Source organism: Streptomyces sp. NPDC046985 (assembly GCF_040644415.1).
In the GTDB taxonomy this organism is placed as follows: domain Bacteria; phylum Actinomycetota; class Actinomycetes; order Streptomycetales; family Streptomycetaceae; genus Streptomyces.
The window spans coordinates 59,398-82,621 of the sequence record NZ_JBEYWK010000014.1 but is presented as its reverse complement, the minus strand read 5'-3'; the positions used below and the strand labels follow the sequence as shown (position 1 = coordinate 82,621).

Below are 23,224 nucleotides of genomic sequence, written 5' to 3'. Positions count from 1 at the left end.
GGCCCGAGCGTTGACCGAGCGGCGAAGGAACGGCCCACACGCCGATGCTACGGCAGTCCGGGGCGCCGCAGGACGAAGACCGCGCGAATACGCGGAAGACGCCCCCCTCGGGACCTCTCGGACCACCCGGCGCAGGGGGGTTCGGAAAGGGCGGGGACCGGAGGGCGGGGCGTCGCCGCCCGGGGCGCAGTGCGCCTCCCGTGCACGCCGAGACGGCGCCGTGCGCTGGTGTGCCCAACGACCGCTCACCGCTGCCGCGTTGGGCTGGCTCCCCACCGTGCCGTCAGGCCACCCCCCGCTGCTCCGTCAGGCCACCGGCCGCGCCCGGTCGACCAGCGAGGCGAGATCCAGCGTGTGCGGGAGCGTGCCGAGGGTGCTGCCGCCGTCGCCGCCCAGCCGCGAGGCGCAGAAGGCGTCCGCCGTCTCCGGGGGCGCGTATTGGACCAGCAGGGCTCCTTGGAGGACCAGGGCGAGCCGTTCCACCAGGCGGCGGGCGCGGGCCTCCAGGCCCTCCAGGTCGGCGAGTTCGGTGAGCACGTGCTTGATCGCGGCGTCCAGCCGGTGGTCGGCGCCGCGTGCCCGGCCCACCTCCACCAAGTAGGCGTCGAACGCCTGCGGCTGGCGTCGCAGCGCGCGCAGCACGTCCAGCGCCTGCACGTTGCCGGCGCCCTCCCAGATCGAGTTGAGCGGCGACTCGCGCACCAGGCGGGGCATGCCGGACTCCTCCACGTACCCGTTGCCGCCCAGGCACTCGGCCGCCTCGATCACGACCGGCGCGCACCGCTTGGTCACCCAGTACTTGGCGGCGGGCACCGCTATCCGCAGGAGAGCCCGCTCCTGCTCGCCGCCGTCGTCGTACGCGGCGGCGAGGCGCAGCGCGAGCACGGTGGCCGCCTCGGACTCCACGGCGAGGTCCGCCAGCACGTTGCGCATCAGCGGCTTGTCCGCCAGCGGCCCGCCGAACGCCTCGCGGTACGTGCAGTGGTGCACCGCCTGGGCCACGGCCTGCCGCATCAGCCCCGCCGACCCGAGCACGCAGTCCAGCCGGGTCGCCGCCACCATGTCGATGACCGTGCGCACCCCGCGCCCCTCCTCGCCGACGCGGCGCGCCCACGTCCCGTCGAACTCGACCTCCGCGGAGGCGTTCGACCGGTTGCCCAGCTTGTCCTTGAGCCGCTGGAGCAGGAACGCGTTGCGGGCGCCGTCGGCCAGCACGCGCGGCGCCAGGAAGCAGGTCAGGCCGCCGGGCGCCTGGGCCAGGACGAGGAACCCGTCCGACATGGGCGCCGAGCAGAACCACTTGTGCCCGGTCAGCTCGTACGCGCCGTCCTCGGCCAGCGGCCGGGCGGCGGTGGTGTTCGCGCGGACGTCGCTGCCGCCCTGCTTCTCGGTCATGGCCATGCCGAACAGGGCTCCGGCCTTCAGCGGGGCGGGCCGCAGCTCCCGGTCGTAGACCGTCGACGTCAGCAGGGGCTCCCAGGTCCGGGCCAGCTCCGGATCCGAGCGCAGCGCGGGCACCGCCGCGTGCGTCATCGACAGCGGGCAGCAGTTCCCGGCCTCCGCCTGGGTCCACACCAGGAAAGCGGCCGCCCGCCGCACATGCCCCGCCGGGCGCCCCCACGCGGACGTCAGACCCGCGCCGACGCCCTTGCCGAGCAGCCGGTGCCAGGCCGGATGGAAGTCCACCTCGTCGATCCGCCGCCCGCAGCGGTCGTGGGTGCGCAGGACCGGGGGGTTCGCGTCGGCCTGCTCGCCCCACTCCCGCACCTGCGCCGAGCCCGCGGCCCGCCCGAGCACGGACAGCTCCTCGCGCACCTCGCCGAGCAGCCCGGGGGCCACGTGCCGCTCCACCGCCTCGGACAGGGCCCGGTCGGCGGAGAAGACGTCATAGCCCACCAGCGGCGGCGCCTGGTTGGACACGGTGTGCGTGCTCGCTGCCATGCAACGGAACCTACCCCGCGCCCCGGCGCTCACCACTCGGCGGACCCGTGGGGCGCGGCCCGCCGTCCTGCCTGGTCGCCACGGCGCGCCGCGGGCCCGCGAGCGAGCCCCGGCGGTGGCGGCGGCCGGGCCGGACGGGGATACCTTTAGGGCGTGCAGCCAGCCAGCGAGACCACCGACAGGCCGTCCGGCCGCCTCCACCGGGCCCGCGCCCTCTACCGGGACGTCTCCAAACGCAAGACCGCCTGGCTGCTGCTCAAGGACACCGTCAACTCGTGCATGGAGTACCGCATCCTGGGCCTGGCCGCCGAGGCCGCGTTCTTCTCCCTGCTGTCCGTGCCGCCGCTGCTGCTCAGCCTGATCGGACTGCTCTTCTACGTCGACTCCTGGACCGGCGCCCACACCATCGCCAGCCTGGAGCGCAACATCCTGGACGCCTCCCGCACGGTGCTGTCCGACCAAGGCGTCAAGGAGATCACCGAGCCGATCCTGCGGGACGTGATGAAGGGCGGCCGCCCGGACGTCATCTCGATCGGCTTCGTCATCGCCCTGTGGTCGGGCTCCCGCGCGGTGAACGTCTTCATCGACACCATCACCGTGATGTACGGCCTGGACGGCGTGCGCGGCATCGTCAAGACCCGGCTGATGGCGTTCCTGCTGTTCGTGGTGGCGCTGCTGATCGGCTCGGTGGCGCTGCCGCTGATGGTGGCGGGACCGGACGCGGTGGTCCGGATCGTGCCGTGGTCGACGACCGTGGTGCAGATCCTGTACTGGCCGGTGGTCATCCTGCTGTCCATCGCCTTCCTCACCACGCTCTATCACGTGTCCGTGCCGGTGCGCTCCCCGTGGATCGAGGACGTGCCCGGCGCGCTGGTGGCGCTGGCCATGTGGGTGGTGTGCAGCCTCCTGCTCCGCATCTACCTCACCAGCGCCGTCGAGGGCCCCACCATCTACGGCTCGCTGGCCGCGCCGGTCGCGGTGCTGCTGTGGATCGGGGTGTCCGCGTTCGCGGTGCTCGTCGGGGCCGCGGTCAACGCGGCCATCGACCGGGTCTGGCCGGCCGCCGCGACGGCCGCCGCCCGCGCCGCCAACGAGCGGGTGCGCGAGGCGCAGATCGCCGAGTACGTGGCCTGGGCCGCCACGCTCGGCGAGGCAGGCCCCGGCGGCTCCGGCGAGGCCGACGACCTGGACGACCCCGACGACCCCGACGACCCTGACGACAGGGACATGCCGTCCGAGTTCCCCGAGCGCTGGTCGCGCTTCCTGCCCCCCGAGGACGTCACCGCCCGCCTGCGCGCCCACGCCAAGAGCGAGCAGGAGCGCGGGGGGTACCGGGGCCCGTACAAGGAGGGCCCGCAGCAGCGCCGCGAGGGCACGCAGCCGGAGAAGTGACCTGCCGCGGCGGGAGAACTCCCGCGCCGCGCCTGACGGAGGGACACCCTCCCCGAACGGCTCGGCATCGCCCTCCGTGCACCGCAAGCCGGAATACCGCCCGCCGCCTCGACGCTCTTGGAAGACGGACCTGGAAGGCGGAGACACGGGCGCGGTGAAAGGCTGTGGGCGCATGACGGCGGACCAGACGGACCCAGTGGTGAGAACCCCGCACGGGGCGGTGCGCGGCCGGTACGAGCACGGCACGGCCGTCTTCCGGGGAATCCCCTACGCGGCGCCCCCGTTCGGTCCCCGCAGGTTCCGGCCGCCGGAGCCGCCCGAGCCGTGGGAGGGCGTGCGCGACGCGGGCGCCTACGGCCCGACCGCCCCCAAACCGCCGTACTCGGAGGCGTTCGCCCAGTACCTGGCCGACCCGGCCGTGCCCGGCGACGACTGCCTCAACCTCAACGTGTGGACGCCCGACCCCGCCCCGGGCGCCCGGCTGCCCGTGCTGGTCTGGCTGCACGGCGGAGCGCTGACCCGCGGCTCGTCGGCCGTGCCCGTCTACGCCGGGCACTCCTTCGCCCGCGACGGGGTGGTGCTCGTCTCCGTCAACTACCGGCTCGGCGTCGAAGGCTACGGACTGTTCCCGGACGCCCCCGCCAATCCCGGGCTGCGCGACCAGCTCGCCGCGCTGCGATGGGTCCACGACTCCATCGCAGCCTTCGGCGGCGACCCCGACAGGATCACGCTGGGCGGCCAGTCGGCCGGCGCCATCAGCGTCGGCGCCCTGATCGCCGCACCGCAGGCGCAGGGCCTGTTCCGGCGCGCCGTCCTCCAGAGCGGCCCCCCGGAGGCCGCCGACCGGGACAAGGCGCGCCGGATGGTGCGCCGCATGGCGGCCCGGCTGAAGGTCCCCGCCACCGCCGCGGCCTTCGCGGACGTCGACCGCGCGCTGCTGCTGCGCACCCAGTCCGAGGTCAGCCGACTCGGCGGTCCGGTCCTGGGCGGCCCCTCCTTCGGCATCGTCGTCGACGGCGACCTGGTGCCGCGTGACCCGCTGGAGGCGCTGACGGCGGGGGACGCGGCGCGCGGCGCCGACCTGCTCATGGGCTGGACCAGCGACGAGCACCGGCTGTGGCTGGCGCCCGGCGGCCTCGTGGAGCGCGTCGACCGGCTCGGCGCGGTGGCCCTGGCCGGCGCCATGGCCCGCTGCCACTGCGGCCACGAGGTGGTCCGCGGCTACCGCGCGCTGCGCCCCCGGGCCGGCGCCGCCGAGATCGTCGGGCAGCTCGTCACCGACCACTTGCTGCGCCGCCCCCTGCACCGCCTGGCCGACGCCCGCCCCGGATCGTCCTACGTGTACGAGTTCGCCTGGCCCTCGCTGCGGCCCGGCCTCGGGGCCTGCCACGCCCTGGAACTCGGCTTCGTCTTCGACACCGGCGACGTCTTTGAGTCCCGCATGCTCGCAGGCGACGGCGCCCCGCAGGAGCTGGCCGACGCCCTGCACGGCGCCTGGGTCCGCTTCGTCACCGAGGGCGACCCCGGCTGGGAGCCCTGGGACGCGGCCCATCCCGTGCGGGTCTTCGGCGACGGGCCCCCGCGCACGGCCCCCGGGCTGCGGGACGCGGAGATCGCCCTGTGGGCGACCGCCCCCGCGTCCGGCCCGGCCCCGGCGCCCCCGGTCGACGGCGCCCCGGTGCGCTCGGCGGACCTCCGCGCGGTCATCCGCCGCCTGCGCCGCTCCGGCGGCGTCCGCGGCGCCTGAGTCCGGTGAGAGACGGCGGGGCCGGAGTGCAGGCGGGTGAGTGTTCGTGGCGAGGCTGAACGCGGGCGGGTGATCGCGGCGCAGGACGCCGCGCGGGCTAGTGCCGCCATGTGTGAGCGTGCGCTTACAGGGCCCGAGGCCCCTCGGCGTCCGGCGTCCGGCGTCCGGCGTCCGGCGTCCGGCGTCCGGTTGCCGGGGCCGCCGGGGTCCCCGGCAGAGGGGCACGGCGTACGCGGCGCCACGCACACGTCGCCCCCCCGGAGGCCGGGACGCGGGCGGCGAACGCCTGCGTGACCTCGCTCCCCGGCTGGTTCGCGGGGGCGGTCGCGCACCGGTCGCGACAGGGCCGCGACGCTCTCACCCGGCTTCCGGGTCGCCTCGTCGACGAGGTGACGGCGCGGCTGGGGCGAGAGTCCGGGCGATGACCTCGATCGTGTCCGGGCCCACCCGGCAGCAGCCGCCGATCAGACGGGCGCCGAGGGCGCGCCAGCGCTCGACGCGGTCGGCGGTGAAGGCCGGGCGGCCGTGCCAGGCGCGCGCCGTCGCGTCCCAGGTCTCGCCGCTGTTGGGATAGACGACGACCGGCTTGCCGGTCACCCGCGCGGCCGTCGCCACGGCGGCGTCCGCGTCGTCCGGCGTACAGCAGTTCACGCCCGCCGCGATCACCTCCTCAGCCTCCGCAGCCAAGGCGAACGCCTCCTCGAGGCGCTGGCCGGCGCGGGTGCGGGCGCCGTCGACCGTGTACGACAGCCACACCGGCGTCCCCAGGCCGCGCACCGCCCGCAGCAGGGCCCGCGCCTCGTCCGCGTCCGGGACCGTCTCCAGAGCCAGCACGTCCGGCCCGGCGGCGGCCAGCACCTCCAGACGGGGCCGGTGGAAGCGCTCCAGCTCCGCCGGGGTGAGCCCGTACCGGCCCCGGTACTCCGAGCCGTCGGCCAGCATCGCGCCGTACGGTCCGGCCGAGGCGGCCACCCACAGCGGCCGGGCGACGCCCCCGGCGCGCGCCCGTCGTGCCGCGGTCCTAGCCGCCTCCACGCTGGACGCGATCAGCCCGGCGGCCCGCTCTGGGCCGATGCCGCGCCGCGCGAATCCCTCGAAGGTGGCCTGGTAACTCGCGGTGATCGCCACGTCGGCGCCCGCCTCGAAGTAGCGGCGGTGCGCCTCGACGACCGCTTCGGGGGCCTCGGCCAGCAGCCGCGCCGACCACAGCGCGTCGCCCAGGTCGTGCCCCGCCGCTTCGAGCTGGTTCGACAGGCCGCCGTCGAGCACGACCGTCCCGGCGGCGAGGGCGTCGGCGAGGCGGGGGGAGGGGGCGCTGCTCATGTTCCGACGCTAACCCAGCAGTCCTCGCTCACCCAGCAGTCCTCACGCCCGCTGACCGCGCCGTCGCGCCGGTCAGTCCCCGCGCCGTCGTGCCGGTCAGGCATCGTGCGGTTCCTCTCGCGGCCAGTGCGTGAGCGCCGCGTGCAGGGCGTCGACCGCCTTGTCCCACGAAGCGTCCACGTCCCGGGGGTCGTGGAAGCCGCCACCAGGCGTGCGACGCTGACGCCGGCACGCGCCACGGACGCCTTCCCGGATCTGGGGAGACCGCCCCCAGCTCGTGAGCCAGACCCTCTAGGCCGCAGGCTAGTTTCACGCGGGTCCAGCCCGCTCGGCGCGGTTCAGTCCATGAGCAGGTCGTGCACGAAGGCGTTGGTGAACTTCCCGTCCGGGTCCGTCGCGTGGACCAGCGCGCGGAAGTCGTCCAGGCGCGGATAGCGGGCGCGCAGCTCCGCCGCCGGCACGGTGAACACCTTGCCCCAGTGCGGGCGCGCGTCGAACCCGTCCAGCGCCTCCTCCAGCAGGCGGACCGCGGGCAGCACCGCGGCCGTGTCGTCGACCCATGTGAAGTGCAGCGCCACCGTGTCCCGTCCGTGGCTCGGGCTCAGCCACTGCTCGTCGGCGGCGACGGTGCGCACCTCGCAGGTCTGGAGCACCGGGGCGACCGACCCCCGGATCCGGTCGACGGCGTGCAGCGCGTCCAGCGCGCGAGAGCGGGGCAGCAGGTACTCCGACTGGATCTCGGCGCCGCTGCTCGGGGTGAACTCGGCCCGGAAGTGCGGCAGTCGCTCATGCCAGGGTCCCGGCACGCCGAACTGCCGCGTGCAGGCGTCGCCGGGCAGGCCGGGCACCGGATGCAGCGCGACCTCGGCGGGCGCCGCCCACGGGAAGTCGCCCAGCGGCTGGTCGGTGCGCCGCTTGAGCCACACCTGCCGGAACCCGGGATCGCGCCAGTCGGTGAACAGGCTGACGCTGTACGCCATGGCCGCCACCTTCTCGAAGTCCAGTCCGTCGAGGGGGAGTTCGGTGAACAGGTGCTGTTCGACCTCGAAGGCCGGCTCCAGCTCCAGGGTGAGCGCGCTGACCACGCCGAGCGCGCCGAGCGAGGTGACGGCGCCGCCGAACCGCGGGTCGCCCCGGCCGATCCGCTCCACGGCGCCGTCCGCCGTGATCAGTTCCACCTCGCGTACGGCCGCGGCGAGCGGCGGGTTCGACACTCCCGACCCGTGGGTGCCGGTCGCGACCGAACCGGCCACGGAAATGTGCGGCAGCGAGGCCATGTTGGGCAGGGCCAGACCGTGCGCGTGCACCCGGCGGGCCAGTTCCGCGTACCGGACGCCGCCGCCCACGCGCACCGTGCGGGCCGCGGTGTCGACGTCCGCCTCGATCGGCAGCCCCTCCAGGGAGAGCAGGACGCCTCCCGGGCCGGGGTCGGCGATCGCGTTGAAGGAGTGCCCGCTGCCCAGGACGCGCGCCTTGGCGCTCCGGGCGACCAGCGCCCGCAGCTCCCCGACCGAGCCGGGGCGGCACAACTGCCCGGCGCTGTAGGTGACGTTGCCCGCCCAGTTGGTCACGGTCCCGGTCATCGCGTCCCCTCTCGTCCTGTCTCGCCGTGTCTCGCCCTGGACGACGATCAGCGACGGGCTCGTTTTCGTCAAGCGGACATACAAATTGGCGCGAGTCCGCTCTCCGGGGCGCGCCGGGCCGCGTCCGGGGGGACCCGGCCCGCGCGCCCCGGACGCGGGGGCATACCGTGAGATGTCCGTATGCACGAGCCGGGAGGAGAGACGGGATGGGCAGCCGTACCGCGCTGGTCGAGGATCTGATGGAGCGCTTCCCGCACGTGCCGCGTGAAGCGGTCTTCAAGGAGGATCTACTGCGCGGCGGTGTGGCGTTCGACGCCTCCGCGCTCAGCGATACCTCCAACGAGGCGGCCGGCGACGTCAAGCCGAAGTCGTACTTCATCTTCTCCTTCGACCACGGCACCCTGCCCGAGCTGGGCGAGGCCGCGCTGCGCCGCCCGCCGGAGGAGATCATCCTGACCGGCGGCCCGTACGGCCTGCGGCGCACCGTCGTCTCCGTTCGGGTGAACCCCGCCTCGCCCTACCGGGTGGCCGCCGACGAGGAGGGCCAGCTCGGGCTCTACCTCGACGGCGCCCGGATCGCCGACGTGGGCGTGCCGCCGATGCCCGAGTACTACCGGCACACCCTCTCCAACGGGAAGTCCGTGATGGAGGTGGCGCCCACCATCCAGTGGGGCTACCTCATCTACCTCACCGTCTTCCGGGTCTGCCAGTACTTCGGCGCCAAGGAGGAGTGCCAGTACTGCGACATCAACCACAACTGGCGCCAGCACAAGGCGGCCGGGCGGCCGTACACGGGCGTCAAGGACGTCGAAGAGGTCCTGGAGGCGCTGGAGATCATCGACCGGTACGACACCCAGAAGGCGTCCACCGCCTACACCCTCACCGGCGGCGCCATCACCAAGACGCTCGCCGGACGCGACGAGGCCGACTTCTACGGCCACTACGCCAAGGCCATCGAGGAGCGCTTCCCCGGCCGCTGGATCGGCAAGGTCGTCGCGCAGGCGCTGCCCAAGGCGGACGTCCAGCGGTTCAAGGACTACGGCGTGCAGATCTACCACCCCAACTTCGAGGTGTGGGACCGCCGTCTGTTCGAGCTGTACTGCCCCGGCAAGGAGCGCTACGTCGGCCGCGACGAGTGGCACCGGCGCATCCTGGACTCCGCCGACGTCTTCGGCGCGCGCAACGTGATCCCCAACTTCGTGGCGGGCGTGGAGATGGCCGAGCCGTCCGGCTTCACCACGGTCGACGAGGCCATCGCCTCCACTGCCGAGGGCCTGCGCTTCTTCATGTCGCACGGCATCACGCCCCGCTTCACCACCTGGTGTCCCGAGCCCACCACTCCGCTGGGCAAGGCCAACCCGCAGGGCGCGCCGCTGGAGTACCACATCCGGCTCCTGGAGGCGTACCGCGCCACGATGGACGAATTCGGCCTCTCCTCGCCTCCCGGCTACGGTCCGCCCGGACCCGGCAACGCGGTCTTCTCGGTCAGCTCCTTCATGGACAGCCTCCCGGCCGACGAGACGGTGGGAGAGCGGGAGCCCGAGGTGGGCGAGGGCGCCGGGGCGGCCGCGGCGAAGGGCGCGTGAGGCCGGCCGCCGGACGCGGGCCGCTTCGGGGCGGCGGCCACGGCTACGGCCGGGGCGCGTGAGGCGGCCCGTCGGATCGGGAGCGTGACCGGCGGTCGTGCCAGCCCGGATCGCCCGGCACGAGACGGGGCGGCCGTACCCGGTGTAGGTTTCCGCACACGCTGAGTCGGGGGCGGCCCCGCGCCCGTATCACAGGGCGGAGCCGACCCGCCCGTGGAGCCAGGAGACCCATGCCCGAGCAGCCCAGTCCCCAGGACGCCGCCGAGGCCGCGCTGCTGTCCGAGTGCTGGGACCCGGTGCTCGCCTGCGCCGACCTGTGCACGGCGGGCTCCGCCGTGGCGGGGGAACTGGCCGCGGAGGCGTTCGCGCTCGGGCTGCGCGAGGTGCGCGCCGCCGACGCCGGGGCCTCCCGGGGCCGCCGCACGCCCCGGCTGCCCGCGATCCCGCTGATGCTGGCCGCGGTGCGCACCACGGCCGCGTCCTGGGAGTCCCGTGGCCTCGGGCAGCGACTCGATCCCGACCTGCGGCTCTGGCTCAACTCCGAGAAGGCGGACCGCTACACGGGTCCGCCGCCGCTGCGCCCCCTGGCCCTGCGCGGCCTGCGCGACCTGCCGGAGACGGACGCCGCGCTGCTGTGGCTGACCGAGGTCGAGGCGCTGCCGCCGTCCGTCACGGCCCGCCGGCTCGGGCTCGACCCGGCGACCGTGTCCGGGGAACTCGACCAGGTACGGGCGCTGTTCCGGGACCGCTGCCACCGCAACCACCTCGACACGCCGATGGACGCGGAGTGCCGCAGCTACGCCCGGCTGCTGGACGCGGTCACCCGCTCGACGCCCGTCGCCGAGGCGCCCGAGGACCTGTCCCGGCACCTCGCCGGCTGCGTGAGCTGCGCCGAGGCCGCCGCCTGCCTGCGGCTGCACGGAGGCGGGCTGCCCGCCGCGCTGGCCGGGGGAGTGATCGGCTGGGGCGGCCTCGCCTATCTGGAGCGCCGTCGCCGTGCCGCTGAGGCCCGCCTCGGTCCGCCGGGCGCCGCCGACCAGGAGAGCGGCGATCCTCGGGCAGCCGCCGGGTCGGACCGGGCGCGACGGGTGCGCGGCGGCCTGCTCGCCGCCGCGGTCGCGTTGTCGGCGCTGGCGCTGACCGTGTCCCTGATGCCGTTCGGCGGCGCCGACGACGCCGCCGCGCACGGCGACGAGAGCCCCCGTCAGGTCGCCGACCGGGACGTCGCCTCGCCCACCGCCGCACCCCCGGCGCGCCGGACGCCGGGCACGGCCGCCCCGTCGCACTCCGCCTCCCGGCCTCCCTCGCGTTGGCCTCACCCGCGCGCCACGGAGACCGCCGCCGGCCGCGGCGGCGGGCCCGAACCCCAGGACGTCCCGTCGTCCACCGCCGGCGCGGGGGCGCCGCCGTCCGCGCCTCGGCCCACGCCCCCGCCCAGCCCGGGAACGCCGCCGGACTGCGCGGTCCACTACGCCGTGGCCTCGCAGTGGCCCGCGGGCTTCCAGGTCAGCGTCACCGTCACCACGGCCGCCTCCCTGGACGACTGGCAGCTCGCCTGGTCCTTCCGCGACGGCCAGCGCGTCGGCCAGACGTGGGACGCCACGTCCGCTCAGGACGGCGCCTACGTCACCGCGAGCGCGGCCTCCTACAACCGCTCCGTTTCCGCGGGCGGCGCCGTGTCCTTCGGCTTCATCGGCTCGTGGCAGGGGGCGAACACGACGCCGGATCGGTTCAGCCTCAACGGGCGGGTGTGCGCGACCAGGTGACGCCGGACGCCTGACGCCGGAAGCCTGCCGACGCGTCGGGCGTGATCGAGAAGACCGCGTGGCGCCGTGGGAAAAATACGTTCGCCACGCGGCAGCCGCGTCCCCTAAGCTCCAGGCAGCTCGGTTCAGCTCGATGCGGGCCGTTGAGTGAGCGTCAGCTCTTCTCAGAAACAGGAGGTGAGGATCGTGATGACTGTCATTGCGCTGGGCGCTGCCCAGATCCAGAAGTTCGTCTCTCCCACCCCTGTGGTCTCCGGCTGAACCTCCGGCGCCGTCCGCGTCTGCGAGCGCGTGCAGCCGAGGCCGCCCCGTGAAGGGCTTCCCTTGCCTCTCTCCTCCAGCTCTGCTTCTAGTTCGGCTTCTGCTTCCCTTTCTGCTTCTTCGGCTTCGTCGCATCCCCTCGTCCCGTACGGCTGGGACGCCGGGTGGGAGGCGGAGTTCGCTCCGTACGCCGAGCACGGTGTCCTCCCCGGCCGTGTCCTGCGGGTCGACCGCGGTCAGTGCGACGTCGTCACCCCGGTCGGCGTCCTGCGGGCCGACACCGAGTTCGTCGTCCCCCGTGACCCCATGAAGGTCGTGTGCACCGGGGACTGGGTCGCGGTCGACCCCGAGGACCGTGATCCGCGCTATGTGCGGACGCTGCTGCCGCGTCGCACCGCTTTCGTGCGGTCCACGTCGTCCAAGCGCTCCGAAGGCCAGGTGCTGGCCACCAACATCGACCACGTCGTCATCTGCGTGTCGCTCGCCGTCGAACTGGACCTCGGGCGGATCGAGCGGTTCCTCGCGCTGGCGATGTCCTGCTCCAGCGGCGAGGCCCTGCTGCATCGGCCGGCGCTCTCCGGACGAGCGGGCGCCCAGCCGATGGTGGTGCTGACCAAGGCCGACGTCGTGCCGGACCCGGTGGGACTGTCGTACCTGGTCCAGGACGTGCAGACCGCGGCGCCCGGCGTCGCGGTGCTGCCGGTCAGCGCCATGACCGGCGACGGGCTCGACACGCTCGCCGCCGCCGTCGGCGGCGGCGCCTCCGTGCTGCTCGGACAGTCCGGGGCCGGCAAGTCCACCCTCGTCAACGCGCTGCTCGGCGAGGACGTGATGGACGTTCAGGCCGCCCGGGACGTCGACGGCAAGGGCCGGCACACCACGACCACCCGCAACCTGTTCGCGCTGCCCGCGGGCGGCGTGCTGATCGACACGCCGGGGCTGCGCGGGGTCGGCCTCTGGGACGCGGAGAGCGGCGTCGGGCAGGTGTTCGTCGAGATCGAGGATCTGGCCGAGCGCTGCCGGTTCCATGACTGCGCCCACGACGGGGAGCCCGGCTGCGCGGTGCTCGCCGCCGTCGAGACGGGCGAGCTGTCCGAGCGGCGGCTCGTCAGCTATCGCAAGCTGATGCGCGAGAGCCAGTGGATCGCCGCTAAGACCGACGCGCGGCTGCGCGCGGAGAGACAGCGTGACTGGAAGCGCCGAGGCGCGGAGGGGCGGGCGGCGATGGAGGCGAAACGCGGACGGCAGCGGTAGCCCACAGCCGCCGGGGGCGGGACCGGCCCCGGGCGCGCCCCGCGCGGGCCCGGGTCCGGCCTCGGGGGTGGCCGGGCTTCGCCCTGCGCGCGTCCGGGTCCTGCCTCGGGGCGGGCGGGGACTCGTCCGGTTCGCGCCTGAGTCTTACCCCGGGGCGGGCCGGGCTTCGTCCTGCGCGCGTCCCGGTCCTGCCTCGGGGGCGGGTGGGGACTCGTCCGGTTCGCGTTCGGGTCTTGCCCTAGGGGTGGTCGGGCTTCGCCCTTCACGCGTCCCGGTCCTGCCTCGGGGGCGGGCGGGGCGCCAGCGGCAGCTCCTGCTCCGTGAGTTCCGTCAAGGTTCGACGGGTCGTCTGGTCGATCGCCTGGAGTGGGGGCGCTGGCCGCATTTTCCTGTTGCGCCGTTTCCCTCGGGCCCGCGCGGTGGACAATTGAGAGCATGAGTCAGCAGGGGGGAAGGCCCACCGGCCACGACGACGACTGGTGGGGACAGCTCTACGACGATTCCAGGGGGGACACCGGCCCCACGCCGGGGGCGGACTCCCTGGACGACCGTTTCGCCTCGGCGGCCGACGCGGTGGGGCGCTCAGCGGGTCCGGGCGGCACGCCGTCGCGGGATCCCTCGGGCGCGGACAGCGCGACCTCGCCGCGCGACGGCACGGCCGCCGCCGACGACCGGTTCTCGCCGGGCGACCGGAACCAGTCGTCGGGCGACCGAAACCAGCCGTCCGACGACTGGTTCCGGCCTCGTCGCGGGGAAATCCCGGATGTCCCCGTGCCGCGCACGGCCGGGCCGCCGCCTCCGGCCCCCGTGAGCCCGCCGCCCGAGGTCGGGCAGGCGCCGGGCGACCCGCAGGCGCCATGGCTCTCCGATCCGTCGCCGTACCCCGAACCTCACGAGCCGCCGTCGACACAGCCACACCCCGGCCCGCCGCGCCCCAGGGGCGAGGCGCCGTCGCAGGCAGCCGCGCGCTATGACGCGCCGCGCTACGACTCACCGCAGGCGCCGCCGCACGCACACTCGCCGCAAGCGCCGTCTCCCGCCGACCCGCCGCGCTACGCCCCGCCGGGGGCCGCGCCGCGCGTCGGCTCGTCGCCGGACTCGTCGCATATGGCGCCGCCGGGCTCGCCGCCTTACGACCCTCCGCCGGATGCCGCGGGCGACGCCTCGCCCGAGTCGCCTCATGCCGTCGGCGGCGAACCGTCCGGCCGTGACTGGTGGCAGGGCTCGCCGTCCGACACGGCGTCCGCGCCGCCCAGCCCCGACTGGTGGCAACGCCCGCCGTCGGGCCCCGCGCCCGCGCCTCCGTCTGCCGCGCCCGCGCCGCCTGCACCTGCGCTGCCTGCACCCGCTCCGCCCGCGTCGGCTCCGCCCGCGTCGGCTCCGCCCGCGTCGGCTCCGCCCGCGTCGGCTCCGCCCGCGTCGGCGTCCGGCCATGAGACCTCGGGGGCGTCCGGTCACGGGACCTCCGGGGCGTTCGGCCGCGGGACCCCGCAGGCGGAGGCGCCGCTGAGCCCGGGTACGGCCCGTCCCGTGAGCGGGGCCGAGTGGGGCGCCGCCGCTCCCACGCCTTCCGCGCCGCCGCGCGAGCCCCGGGCCGAAGAGGCCCGGGAGAGTGGGCTGTCCTGGCCGGACCAGCCTCCCCCCTCGGCCACGACCACGAGCCCAAGCCGTCCTCCGACGCCGCCTCCGGCTCCGGTGCCGCCTTCGGCACCGACTCCGCCTTCGGTCCCGGCCCCGCCTGCGAATCCGACGCCACCCTCAGTCCCGACGCCACCCTCAGTCCCGACTCCACCTTCGGTTCCGACCCCACCTTCGGTTCCGACCGCCCCTTCGGTTCCGACCCCACCTTCGGTTCCGACCGCCCCTTCGGTCCCGGCTCCACCTTCGGTTCCGACCGCCCCTTCGGTCCCGACCCCGCCCTCAGTCCCGACCCCGCCTTCGGCTCCAGCCGTGCCCTCCCTTCCGGCTCCGCCCTCCGTCCCGACCCCTTCAGTCCCGACCCCGCCCTCGGTGCCCACGCCTTCTGTGCCGTCTCCGCCTTCGTTGCCGACGCCTTCTGTGCCGTCCCCGCCCTCATTGCCCACCCCTTCTGTGCCGCCCCCACCTTCATTGCCGACGCTCTCTGTGCCGCCCCCGCCCTCTGTGCCGCCCCCGCCCTCTGTGCCGCCCCCGCCCTCTGTGCCGCCTCCGCCCTCTGTGCCGCCCCCGCCTCAGACCCCGGCCCCGCCGTCGGCGCCGAGCGCCCCCGAATCCCGGCGTTCGGAGCGGGCGCCGTCGCCGTATCCCGCCCCAGGGACCGGCCCGTCCCACCCGCACGACGAGCTGTCTTCGCCCCAGCCCCCGCCCTCGACCGATGCGCCCCCGCCCCCACCCCCCAACGACGCGTCCCCGCCCCCGAGTGACGCGCCGTCTCCGCCGGACCAAGCGCCGTCCGGTCCCACCGCACCGCACCCGGACCTACCACCATCCCCGCCCCCAACCGCGCCCCCAGGCCCTCCCGCCTCTCCCACGCCTCCGCCCCCTCCCCTGCCCGTCACCCCCCGCCCCGCCGTCGCCCACGTGGGCGACCGGCCGCCGACCTATGACGCCGAACCCACCGCGCTCCCGGCCGCCGATCCGGACGGGCTGGACGAGCTGGCGCCGGACACCGTGCTGGACGGGGCCCGGTACGGGGCCTGCACCCTGCGGGCGGTGTCCCTGCGCGGGGACTCGCCTCGCTACCGGGGCGAGCCGCGCCGGGACGCGCTGCTCACCGCCCGGTTCGGCGCCGGCGACCAGGCGCTGATCCTCGTGGCGATGGCGGCCGGCGCCCGTACCGCGCGGGACGCGCACCGCGCCGCGGCCGAGGTGTGCGGGTGGATCGCGCGCGCCGTCGGCCGCAGCCACACCCGGCTGGCCGAGGATCTGAGGGCCGGCCGGCGCGGCGAACTGAAGTCGGGCCTGCACCGGCTGACCGACCGCAGCCTCGGCAAGCTCCGCGCCCGCGCCGTCGAGCGGGGCGCCGCGCCGGAGGAGTACACCGCCACCCTGCGCTGCCTGCTCCTGCCCGCCGACCCCGACTGCCGTGCGCGGGTCTTCTTCGGGGCCGGTTCAGGGGGTCTGTTCCGGCTGCGGGACGGCGAGTGGCAGGACATCGAGCCGCAGGCGGACGACGGGCGGTCCGCCAGGCCCCGTACCTCCGGCACCCCGACCTCCGCACGGTCGGACTCCGCCGCGCTGTCCGCCCCCGCCGAGACCCCCGAGGGCGACCGGCTCACCATGGACCTCGGCGCCCCGGCGCCCGGCACGGGACCGCGCCGGCGCCCGCCCGGATCCGCGCAGGAGCCGCCCCGCGAACCGTTCCGGTTCCGCGCCTCCCTGGCCCGCCCGGGTGACGCGCTGCTGATGTGCACGGACGGCCTCGCCGAGCCCGTGCGCGGCGAGGCGGAGCTGCGGGCGCACCTCGCCCGGCGCTGGTCCGCGCCCGCGCCGCCGGGTCTCGCCGCGTTCCTGGCGGACGCCCAGGTGCGGGTCAAGGGGTACGCGGACGACCGTACGGCCGCCGTCGTTTGGGAGGCGTGAGCGCCCGGCCTGTGACTTCATGGACCCAGGGGATCCGCGGGGGGCCGCAGGGGACGCGCGGCAGCGCGCCGTCCGCAGGAGACCGAAGGGCATCCGAGCCATGGCCAAGCAGAACATCGCTGAACAGTTCGTCGACACCCTCGTCCGCGCCGGGGTCAGCCGCGTGTACGGCGTCGTCGGGGACAGCCTGAACCCCGTCACGGACGCGATCCGGCGCCACTCCCGCATCGACTGGATCGGCGTCCGCCATGAGGAGAGCGCCGCCTTCGCGGCCGGCGCCGAGGCCCAGATCACCGGGACGCTCGCCGCCTGCGCCGGCTCCTGCGGCCCCGGCAACCTGCACCTCGTCAACGGCCTGTACGACGCCCACCGCTCCATGGCCCCGGTGCTCGCCCTCGCCTCCCACATCCCCTCCAGCGAGATCGGCCTGGACTACTTCCAGGCGACCCATCCCGACCGGCTGTTCCAGGAGTGCAGCCACTACAGCGAGATGATCTCCAACCCCAAGCAGATGCCGCGGCTGCTGGACACCGCCATCCAGCACGCGGTCGGCCGCAGCGGTGTGAGCGTGGTGACGCTGCCCGGCGACGTCGCCGACGAGCCGGCCCCGGAGACGGCCGCCGAGACCGCCATCGTCACCTCCCGGCCCACCGTCCGGCCCAGCGACGTCGAGATCGACCGGCTGGTCGCGATGATCGACGAGGCCGAGAAGGTCACCCTGTTCTGCGGCAGCGGCACCGCGGGCGCGCACGACGAGGTGATCGAGTTCGCCGGGAAGATCAAGTCACCGATCGGCCACGCGCTGCGCGGCAAGGAATGGATCCAGTACGACAACCCCAACGACGTCGGGATGAGCGGTCTGCTCGGCTACGGCGCCGCCTACGAGGCCACCCACGAGTGCGACCTGCTGATCCTGCTGGGCACCGACTTCCCCTACAACGCGTTCCTGCCGGACGACGTGAAGATCGCCCAGGTCGACGTGCGGCCGGAGGTCATCGGCAGGCGCTCCAAACTCGACCTGGCCGTCTGGGGCGATGTGCGGGAGACGCTGCGCTGCCTCGTCCCCCGGGTCAAGGAGAAGACGAGCCGCCGTTTCCTGGACCGCATGCTCAAGAAGCACGCGGACGCGCTGGAGGGGGTCGTCAAGGCGTACACGCGGAAGGTCGACAAGCACGTCCCGATCCACCCCGAGTACGTGGCCGACGTGCTGGACGACATGGCGGACGACGACGCGGTGTTCACCGTCGACACCGGCATGTGCAACGTGTGGGCCGCGCGCTACCTCTCGCCCAACGGCCGGCGCCGCATCATCGGCTCGTTCTCCCACGGCTCGATGGCCAACGCCATGCCCATGGCGATCGGCGCGCAGTTCCCCGACCTGAACCGGCAGGTGATCTCGATGTCCGGGGACGGCGGATTCACCATGCTGATGGGGGACTTCCTCACCCTGGTCCAGCACAGTCTTCCGGTCAAGGTCGTGCTGTTCAACAACTCCTCGCTCAACATGGTCAAGTTGGAGATGATGGTCGCCGGGCTGCCCTCCTACGGCACCGCGAACAAGAACCCCGACTTCGCCGCCGTCGCCCGCGCCTGCGGCGCCTTCGGCGTCCGGGTGGAGAAGCCCAAGGAGCTGGCCGGGGCGCTGAAGGAGGCGTTCCAGCACCGCGGCCCGGCCCTCGTGGACGTCGTCACCGACCCCAACGCCCTGTCCATCCCGCCGAAGATCAGCGCCGAGATGGTCTCCGGCTTCGCCTTGTCGGCCTCCAAGATGGTGCTGGAGGGGGGAGTGGGCCGGATGCTCCAGATGGCCCGCTCCAACCTGCGCAACGTGCCCCGGCCCTGACCGCGTCGACGGCGAGCACGACCGCGAGCACGGCCGCGAGCACGGGCGGCGGCCGCTGGGCTCGGCTCAGTTCGGTCGGCGGCGGCTCGGCCACGGGCGGAACGGGGGCGCTGCCGCGGGCGGAAAACGTCGCACTTCAGCCAAGTTCGCGGCGCCCGCCGGGCGTCCCGTCACCGCGGGAACTGGCCGGATCGCGCGCGTCGTACCGCGAAGATGCCGCCCTCCGGCACGCGGGGCGCCCTCTCGTGCGCCCGCCGGAGCGCCGATCGGGTGGCCGAACACCGGGGGGCCGACGAGCCGGAAGGACTGGCCGGCGCCCCGTATGGGCATGGATCCCGCGAACGTGTTCGAGCTGGAGGGAAACCGACATCGGCACGCGGGCGGGGGAGATGGAGAGTTCGGTACGGGAGGGCGGCCCCAGGACGGGCCGCGCCGCCACGACACGGATGGTGGAGGAAGAGACCGACGGCGCGGCGGATCCGATGCCCCCGCCCCAACTCAGACGCCGGTTGGGCCGCGCGGACTTACGAGCGGTGCCCGAGGCCCGCCGGGCGCTGCGCGAACTGCTGCGCCACTGGGGGCGCTCGGGCGCCTCGGACGTGGCGGAACTGCTGACCAGCGAACTGGTCACCAACGCGCTCCTGCACACCGACGACGACGCGATCCTCACGGCCGTCGTGTCGCCGCGCGCCCTGCGCGTGGAGGTACGGGACTTCATGGCGCGACGGCCCCGGCCCCGGTGCCCGGACGCCGACCAGGACACCAACGGGCGCGGGCTCGTTCTCGTGGACTCCCTCGCGGACGCCTGGGGCGTCTGCCCGCACGGGGTCGGCAAGTCCGTGTGGTTCGAACTGCGGGCCGAGGCCGCCTGACCGCACGCGCGACGTCCAAGGGGGAGGGGCGCGGCCGAAACGGCCGCGCCCCTCCCCGCGTCACGGGACCAGTCCGGCCCGCCCTTCCCGCCCGGACCTAACCGAACTGCTGCTCAAGGTCCTTGAGCTTGCGCTCCAGCGAGTCCAGCCGCGGCAGCGCCATGGTGTCGTCCTCCGTGGTGAGGTCGACGGTGATGGGGTCAGCGCTCTTGCGGACGGGCTGAAGCGAGGGACGCGCGCGCACCGGCTCCGACGCCGCTATGGCAGGCTCCGCGCCGACCTGGGACGAACCGCGCTCCAAGGCCTGCGCCTCGCCCGTCCGGCCGCCGCGGCCGGCGAAACCGCGGTGGCCCCGGCTGATCGCCTTGAGCTGGGCGCGCTCCACCCGGTCGTGCTCGCGGCGCAGCCGCCGCTGGTCCTCCTTCTGCCGCTTGTCGTCGCGCACCTCCTCGACCGCCTCGTCCAGGCTGCGCACGCCCTCCAGCAGCATCAGCGACCACGCGCGGTACGTCTCGCGGGGCGCCCGCAGCCAGCGGACGATGCGGATCTGCGGCAGCGGACGCGGCACCAGGCCCTGCTCGCGCAGCGCGGCCCTGCGGGTCTGCTTCAGCGCGCGGTCGAAGAGCACCGCCGCCGACAGGGACATCCCGGCGAAGAACTGCGGCGCGCCCGCGTGGGCCATGCCCCGCGGCGCGTGCACCCAGTTGAACCAGGCCGCCGCGGCGGCGAACATCCACACCAGCAGCCGCGAGCCGAGGGCCGCGTCACCGTGGCTGGCCTCGCGCACCGCGAGCACGGAGCAGAACATCGCCGCGCCGTCCAGGCCGAACGGCACCAGGTACTGCCAGCCGCCGGTCAGGCCGAGGTTCTGCTCGCCGAAGCCGACCAGGCCGTGGAAGGAGAGGGCGGCGGCCACCGCCGCGCAGCAGAACAGCAGGACGTAGGAGGCGCTGCCGTAGACGGCCTCCTTGCGCCTGCGGCGCTCCTCGCTGCGCTCCCACGAGTCGTCGGCGCTCGTGCTCCCGCCCGACCGCTTGCCGCGGGCGAGCACCGCGACCGCCGCCAGCACGCCCAGGAGCAGCACGGCGCCCGGAAGCAGCCAGTTCAGCGATATGTCGGTCAGTCTCATCTGGGGTCCCTTGCGTGGGGATAGGGCGTGACGCCCGCCATAGTGGCCCAATTCCGCCAGCCCTCAGAGGGTTTCGGGGCAAGAGGCCGCCAAGGAGGTGCAAGAGGGTGCCCGCAGACGGCAATCTGCTCGAACTGCCGCTTGAGGGGCGAGAGTTGAGTTCGATTAAGACTACCCGCACCAGTGGGGCCGCGGAAAGCTCGTGGGGCGGGTGAGCATTCGGTGAATCGCCCGCCCCGGCAAGGCCGTTCGCAGGCGTCCGCGAGAGGACGATCTTACGGGACGCGGGGCGGCGCTCCGGCCGCGCGGCGGGGTACGAGCAGGCTCACGCTGCGGCCGCGGCGCCCGCGGCGGCCGGTTCGGCGATCCGGGCCGCCGCGCAGGTGCGCGGGCAGGTGGCGCAGGTGTCCTCCGGGCGCACCGTGTAGAACATGCAGCAGCTCACCCGGTCCCGGACGGACGGCGCCTCCGCTTGCGCTCCGATCGGCTCGCGGAAGGCGGCCGAGCCGACGTAGGGCCGGGTGGTCCCGGGGAACAGCAGCTCCAGCTCGCGCACCGCGCGCGGCCCCTCGCCGAGCAGATGCGCGACGTACGACAGGCCCTCCACGACCTCGTCGGTGGCCATGCCCCACAGGGCCCGGCCGCGCCGCCGCATGCGCGGGCCGAAGCCCGCGAGCAACGGCGCCAGGTGCTCGGCGACGGCCTCCCGCAGCTCGGCGCGCAGCGCCTCCTCGTCGCGCACCAGGCGGGCGCCGGGCAGCGCGGACGCCGGATCGCCCGGCAGGCAGACGAAGGAGACCGGCCGGACGGCCATGCGCCCGGACGCGCGGTCGTAGGCGACGTGCGTGACGGGCAGGCGGGGAACCCTGCGGTGCAGGAACCACGGCACGGTGAACAGCAGACAGGCGGGCCAGGCGTAGCGGTGCAGGCCGAAGCTCGCCACCACGTCCGGGCGGGCGCGGGTCCCGTAGTCCCGCAGCACCTGCGCGTCGTCCCAGGCCAGGAAGGCGTCCAGGCCGGGGCCCGCCTCGGCGAGGGCGGCCGCCGCGACCCACCCGCCGCCGCGCGGGGCTCGCTCTCCGGGGGCCAGCTCCGTGACGGTCACGCCCGGGAAGACCTCGGAGAGGCGGGCGTAGGCGTCCGCTACGGCCGAGGGGAGCACAGGCATGCCGGACCACCGTTTCGCGCTGGACTGACGGTTCATTGAAGGTAAGCCTTACCTTACCGGTCGGTGCCGGGAGGTCAGCCCCGGGGACGATTGCGCTTAGGCTGCTTGACGGACGGGCGACAACCCGGCGTAATGACCCCAAGACGACCACAAGCGCCCACCCGCCGAATGAGGACCGTGATGCAGCGCGCGCAGGACTTCGCCGCGGCCGCCCGCGCCGGATCTCCGCAGCCCGGAACGGGCGGGGAGGCGGCGCGGCTGCCCCGCCAGCCGCAGGCCGCAGACATGCGGCGGCGGGAGTGGGACGCACCGGCCCTCGGCGCACCGTCCCCCGGCACACAGGCCCTCGGCGCACCGTCCTCCGGCGCACCGGCTGCGGGCGTACCGGCCGCGGGCGCACCGGCCGCGGGCGTGCTGGGCGCGGGCGGATCCGAGGCGGGCGCGCTGGGCGCGGATGCGTCACGGATGGGCGTGGCGGGTAGGGGCGCGGCGGGTAGGGGCGTGGCGCGTACGGGCGCGACGGGTGCGGGTGTGGCGGGGGCGGAGGGCGTCCGGGGCGAGCACACGCACGGGGAGCGGACCGGTCCGCTGCCTCCGCTAGCCTCCTCAGCCCGACCGGCTTCCTCAGCCCGGCCGGCTTCCTCGGCCCGACCGGCTCCTTCAGTCCAGCCAGCCTCCTCAGCTCGACTGGCTTCCTCAGTCCAGCCAGCCTCCTCAGCCCGAGCGGCTTCTTCGGTCCAGCCAGCCTCCTCAGCCCGACCGGCCTCCTCAGTCCAGCCAGTCTCCTCAGCCCCGCCGGTCCCGGCAGCCCCGGTGGCCGCTTCCGCCTCGCCGGTCCCGACAGCCCCGGTGACCGCTTCCGCCCCGCCGGTCCCGGCCGCCCCGGTGGCCGCTTCCGCCTCGCAGGCGCCGCCCGGTGCGGCTGCGCGCGCGGTGGTGCGGCGCTCCTCCGTGCGCGGCCAGATCCTCGACGCGTTGCGCGCCGCGCTGGCGAACGGCGAACTGCGGCCCGGCGAGGTCTACTCCGCGCCCGCGCTCGGGGAGCGGTTCGGGGTGTCCGCCACCCCGGTGCGCGAGGCGATGCAGCAGCTCACGCTGGAGAGCGCCGTCGAGGTCGTGCCCAACCGCGGCTTCCGGGTCCTCCAGCGCGGCGCGCGCGAACTCGCCGAGCTGGCCGAGGTGCGGGCGCTGATCGAAGTCCCGGTGCTGCTGCGGCTTGCCGACACGGTGCCCGTCGAACGCTGGTCCGCGCTGCGCCCGTTGGCCGAGGCCACCGTGCGGGTCGCGTCCTCCGGGAGCCGGGCCGGGTACGCCGAGTCGGACCGCGCCTTCCACCACGCGATGCTCTCCCTGTCCGGCAACGAGCAGTTGGTGCGGATCGCCGGCGACCTGCACCGCCGCTCCCAGTGGCCGCCCCTCGGCGTCGCCGGCCGCGCACCGCGCGCGGGCCTCCTCTCGGACGCCGCCGACCACATGGCGCTGCTCGACGCGTTCATCGCCCGCGACACGGACCGCCTCCAGGTGCTGGTACAACGCCACTTCGACCCTACGGGCTGACCCGCCCGGGGACCCCCGCCGCCCGCGACGGCCCCCCCCGGTGGCAGGCCCCCGAGCCGCGCCGCCCACCGTGCGCCGCACAGCACACCTCGCCCTGCCCGCCCGGGGCGCCAGCCGCAACCGCCCCGGCCGACAGGCCCCCGCGTCGCGCCGCCCCCACCGCGCGTCCAACCGCATAACGCCCCGCACCGCGCACTCCACGCCCCCCGGCCCGCCGTTCGCGGCACGCGCCGCGAACCCC

General features: G+C 75.0%; 14 protein-coding genes and 1 pseudogene. 9 read left to right on the top strand and 6 right to left on the bottom strand.

Annotated features, from left to right (window positions below; genetic code table 11):
• Positions 1-306 precede the first annotated feature (306 nt).
• Complete coding sequence (locus ABZ861_RS19405; RefSeq protein ID WP_361631633.1) at positions 307-1,941, bottom strand: acyl-CoA dehydrogenase family protein; 1,635 nt, start codon at positions 1,939-1,941, stop codon at positions 307-309.
• 153 nt (positions 1,942-2,094) lie between these two features.
• On the opposite strand from ABZ861_RS19405, the gene ABZ861_RS19400 reads away from it, so the two are divergent.
• Both ABZ861_RS19400 and ABZ861_RS19395 read left to right on the top strand, forming a co-directional pair.
• Positions 2,095-3,333, top strand: coding sequence for a YihY/virulence factor BrkB family protein (locus ABZ861_RS19400; RefSeq protein ID WP_361631631.1), 1,239 nt, complete (start codon positions 2,095-2,097; stop codon positions 3,331-3,333).
• A 172-nt stretch (positions 3,334-3,505) separates the two neighbouring features.
• Positions 3,506-5,080, top strand: a complete 1,575-nt coding sequence (locus tag ABZ861_RS19395) for a carboxylesterase family protein (RefSeq protein WP_361631629.1) — start codon at positions 3,506-3,508, stop codon at positions 5,078-5,080.
• Between the two features lie 357 nt (positions 5,081-5,437).
• On the opposite strand, the gene mmuM is transcribed toward ABZ861_RS19395, so the two are convergent.
• The 3 genes and pseudogenes from mmuM to ABZ861_RS19380 all read right to left on the bottom strand — a co-directional run bounded on the left by mmuM (position 5,438) and on the right by ABZ861_RS19380 (position 7,986).
• Positions 5,438-6,403 (bottom strand): homocysteine S-methyltransferase, encoded by a 966-nt coding sequence (gene mmuM, locus ABZ861_RS19390; protein WP_361631627.1) that lies wholly within the window; start codon positions 6,401-6,403, stop codon positions 5,438-5,440.
• A 96-nt stretch (positions 6,404-6,499) separates the two neighbouring features.
• Positions 6,500-6,607: pseudogene (locus ABZ861_RS19385) on the bottom strand (TetR/AcrR family transcriptional regulator); the annotation flags it as partial.
• 134 nt (positions 6,608-6,741) lie between these two features.
• Entirely contained in the window at positions 6,742-7,986 is a 1,245-nt protein-coding gene (locus ABZ861_RS19380; RefSeq protein WP_361631625.1) for a D-arabinono-1,4-lactone oxidase, read from the bottom strand.
• Positions 7,987-8,192: 206 nt separating this feature from the next.
• Between ABZ861_RS19380 and ABZ861_RS19375 the strand changes: the two genes are divergently transcribed.
• The 6 genes from ABZ861_RS19375 (at position 8,193) to ABZ861_RS19350 (ending at position 19,129) form a co-directional block, all read left to right on the top strand.
• Positions 8,193-9,572, top strand: coding sequence for a radical SAM protein (locus ABZ861_RS19375; RefSeq protein WP_361631624.1), 1,380 nt, complete (start codon positions 8,193-8,195; stop codon positions 9,570-9,572).
• Positions 9,573-9,802: 230 nt separating this feature from the next.
• Positions 9,803-11,338 (top strand): cellulose binding domain-containing protein, encoded by a 1,536-nt coding sequence (locus ABZ861_RS19370; protein WP_361631622.1) that lies wholly within the window; start codon positions 9,803-9,805, stop codon positions 11,336-11,338.
• 324 nt (positions 11,339-11,662) lie between these two features.
• A complete protein-coding gene (rsgA, locus tag ABZ861_RS19365; protein WP_361631620.1) occupies positions 11,663-12,853 on the top strand; it encodes a ribosome small subunit-dependent GTPase A in 1,191 nt (396 codons plus the stop codon).
• Between the two features lie 2,559 nt (positions 12,854-15,412).
• The gene (locus ABZ861_RS19360) at positions 15,413-16,414 is read left to right on the top strand and encodes a protein phosphatase 2C domain-containing protein (protein ID WP_361631618.1); all 1,002 of its coding nucleotides are present in this window, start codon (positions 15,413-15,415) and stop codon (positions 16,412-16,414) included.
• Positions 16,415-16,514: 100 nt separating this feature from the next.
• Positions 16,515-18,257 (top strand): pyruvate dehydrogenase, encoded by a 1,743-nt coding sequence (locus ABZ861_RS19355; protein ID WP_361631616.1) that lies wholly within the window; start codon positions 16,515-16,517, stop codon positions 18,255-18,257.
• Between the two features lie 446 nt (positions 18,258-18,703).
• Positions 18,704-19,129, top strand: coding sequence for an ATP-binding protein (locus tag ABZ861_RS19350; protein ID WP_361631821.1), 426 nt, complete (start codon positions 18,704-18,706; stop codon positions 19,127-19,129).
• Between the two features lie 97 nt (positions 19,130-19,226).
• Here ABZ861_RS19350 and ABZ861_RS19345 read toward each other — a convergent pair whose 3' ends face one another.
• Positions 19,227-20,258, bottom strand: a complete 1,032-nt coding sequence (locus ABZ861_RS19345; protein ID WP_361631614.1) for a DUF2637 domain-containing protein — start codon at positions 20,256-20,258, stop codon at positions 19,227-19,229.
• Between the two features lie 325 nt (positions 20,259-20,583).
• Entirely contained in the window at positions 20,584-21,426 is an 843-nt protein-coding gene (locus ABZ861_RS19340; protein WP_361631612.1) for a (2Fe-2S)-binding protein, read from the bottom strand.
• An 885-nt stretch (positions 21,427-22,311) separates the two neighbouring features.
• Here ABZ861_RS19340 and ABZ861_RS19335 point away from each other — a divergent pair.
• Positions 22,312-22,983 (top strand): GntR family transcriptional regulator, encoded by a 672-nt coding sequence (locus ABZ861_RS19335; RefSeq protein WP_361631819.1) that lies wholly within the window; start codon positions 22,312-22,314, stop codon positions 22,981-22,983.
• Positions 22,984-23,224 lie beyond the last annotated feature (241 nt).

What these genes read in the sequence shown, in the direction of transcription:
- ABZ861_RS19395 (WP_361631629.1), top strand. Translation starts at nt 3,506, where the DNA reads ATGACGGCGGACCAGACGGACCCAGTGGTGAGAACCCCGCACGGGGCG.
- mmuM (WP_361631627.1), bottom strand. Translation starts at nt 6,403, where the DNA reads ATGAGCAGCGCCCCCTCCCCCCGCCTCGCCGACGCCCTCGCCGCCGGG.
- ABZ861_RS19375 (WP_361631624.1), top strand. Translation starts at nt 8,193, where the DNA reads ATGGGCAGCCGTACCGCGCTGGTCGAGGATCTGATGGAGCGCTTCCCG.
- ABZ861_RS19380 (WP_361631625.1), bottom strand. Translation starts at nt 7,986, where the DNA reads ATGACCGGGACCGTGACCAACTGGGCGGGCAACGTCACCTACAGCGCC.
- ABZ861_RS19350 (WP_361631821.1), top strand. Translation starts at nt 18,704, where the DNA reads ATGGTGGAGGAAGAGACCGACGGCGCGGCGGATCCGATGCCCCCGCCC.
- ABZ861_RS19345 (WP_361631614.1), bottom strand. Translation starts at nt 20,258, where the DNA reads ATGAGACTGACCGACATATCGCTGAACTGGCTGCTTCCGGGCGCCGTG.
- ABZ861_RS19370 (WP_361631622.1), top strand. Translation starts at nt 9,803, where the DNA reads ATGCCCGAGCAGCCCAGTCCCCAGGACGCCGCCGAGGCCGCGCTGCTG.
- ABZ861_RS19355 (WP_361631616.1), top strand. Translation starts at nt 16,515, where the DNA reads ATGGCCAAGCAGAACATCGCTGAACAGTTCGTCGACACCCTCGTCCGC.
- ABZ861_RS19340 (WP_361631612.1), bottom strand. Translation starts at nt 21,426, where the DNA reads ATGCCTGTGCTCCCCTCGGCCGTAGCGGACGCCTACGCCCGCCTCTCC.
- ABZ861_RS19405 (WP_361631633.1), bottom strand. Translation starts at nt 1,941, where the DNA reads ATGGCAGCGAGCACGCACACCGTGTCCAACCAGGCGCCGCCGCTGGTG.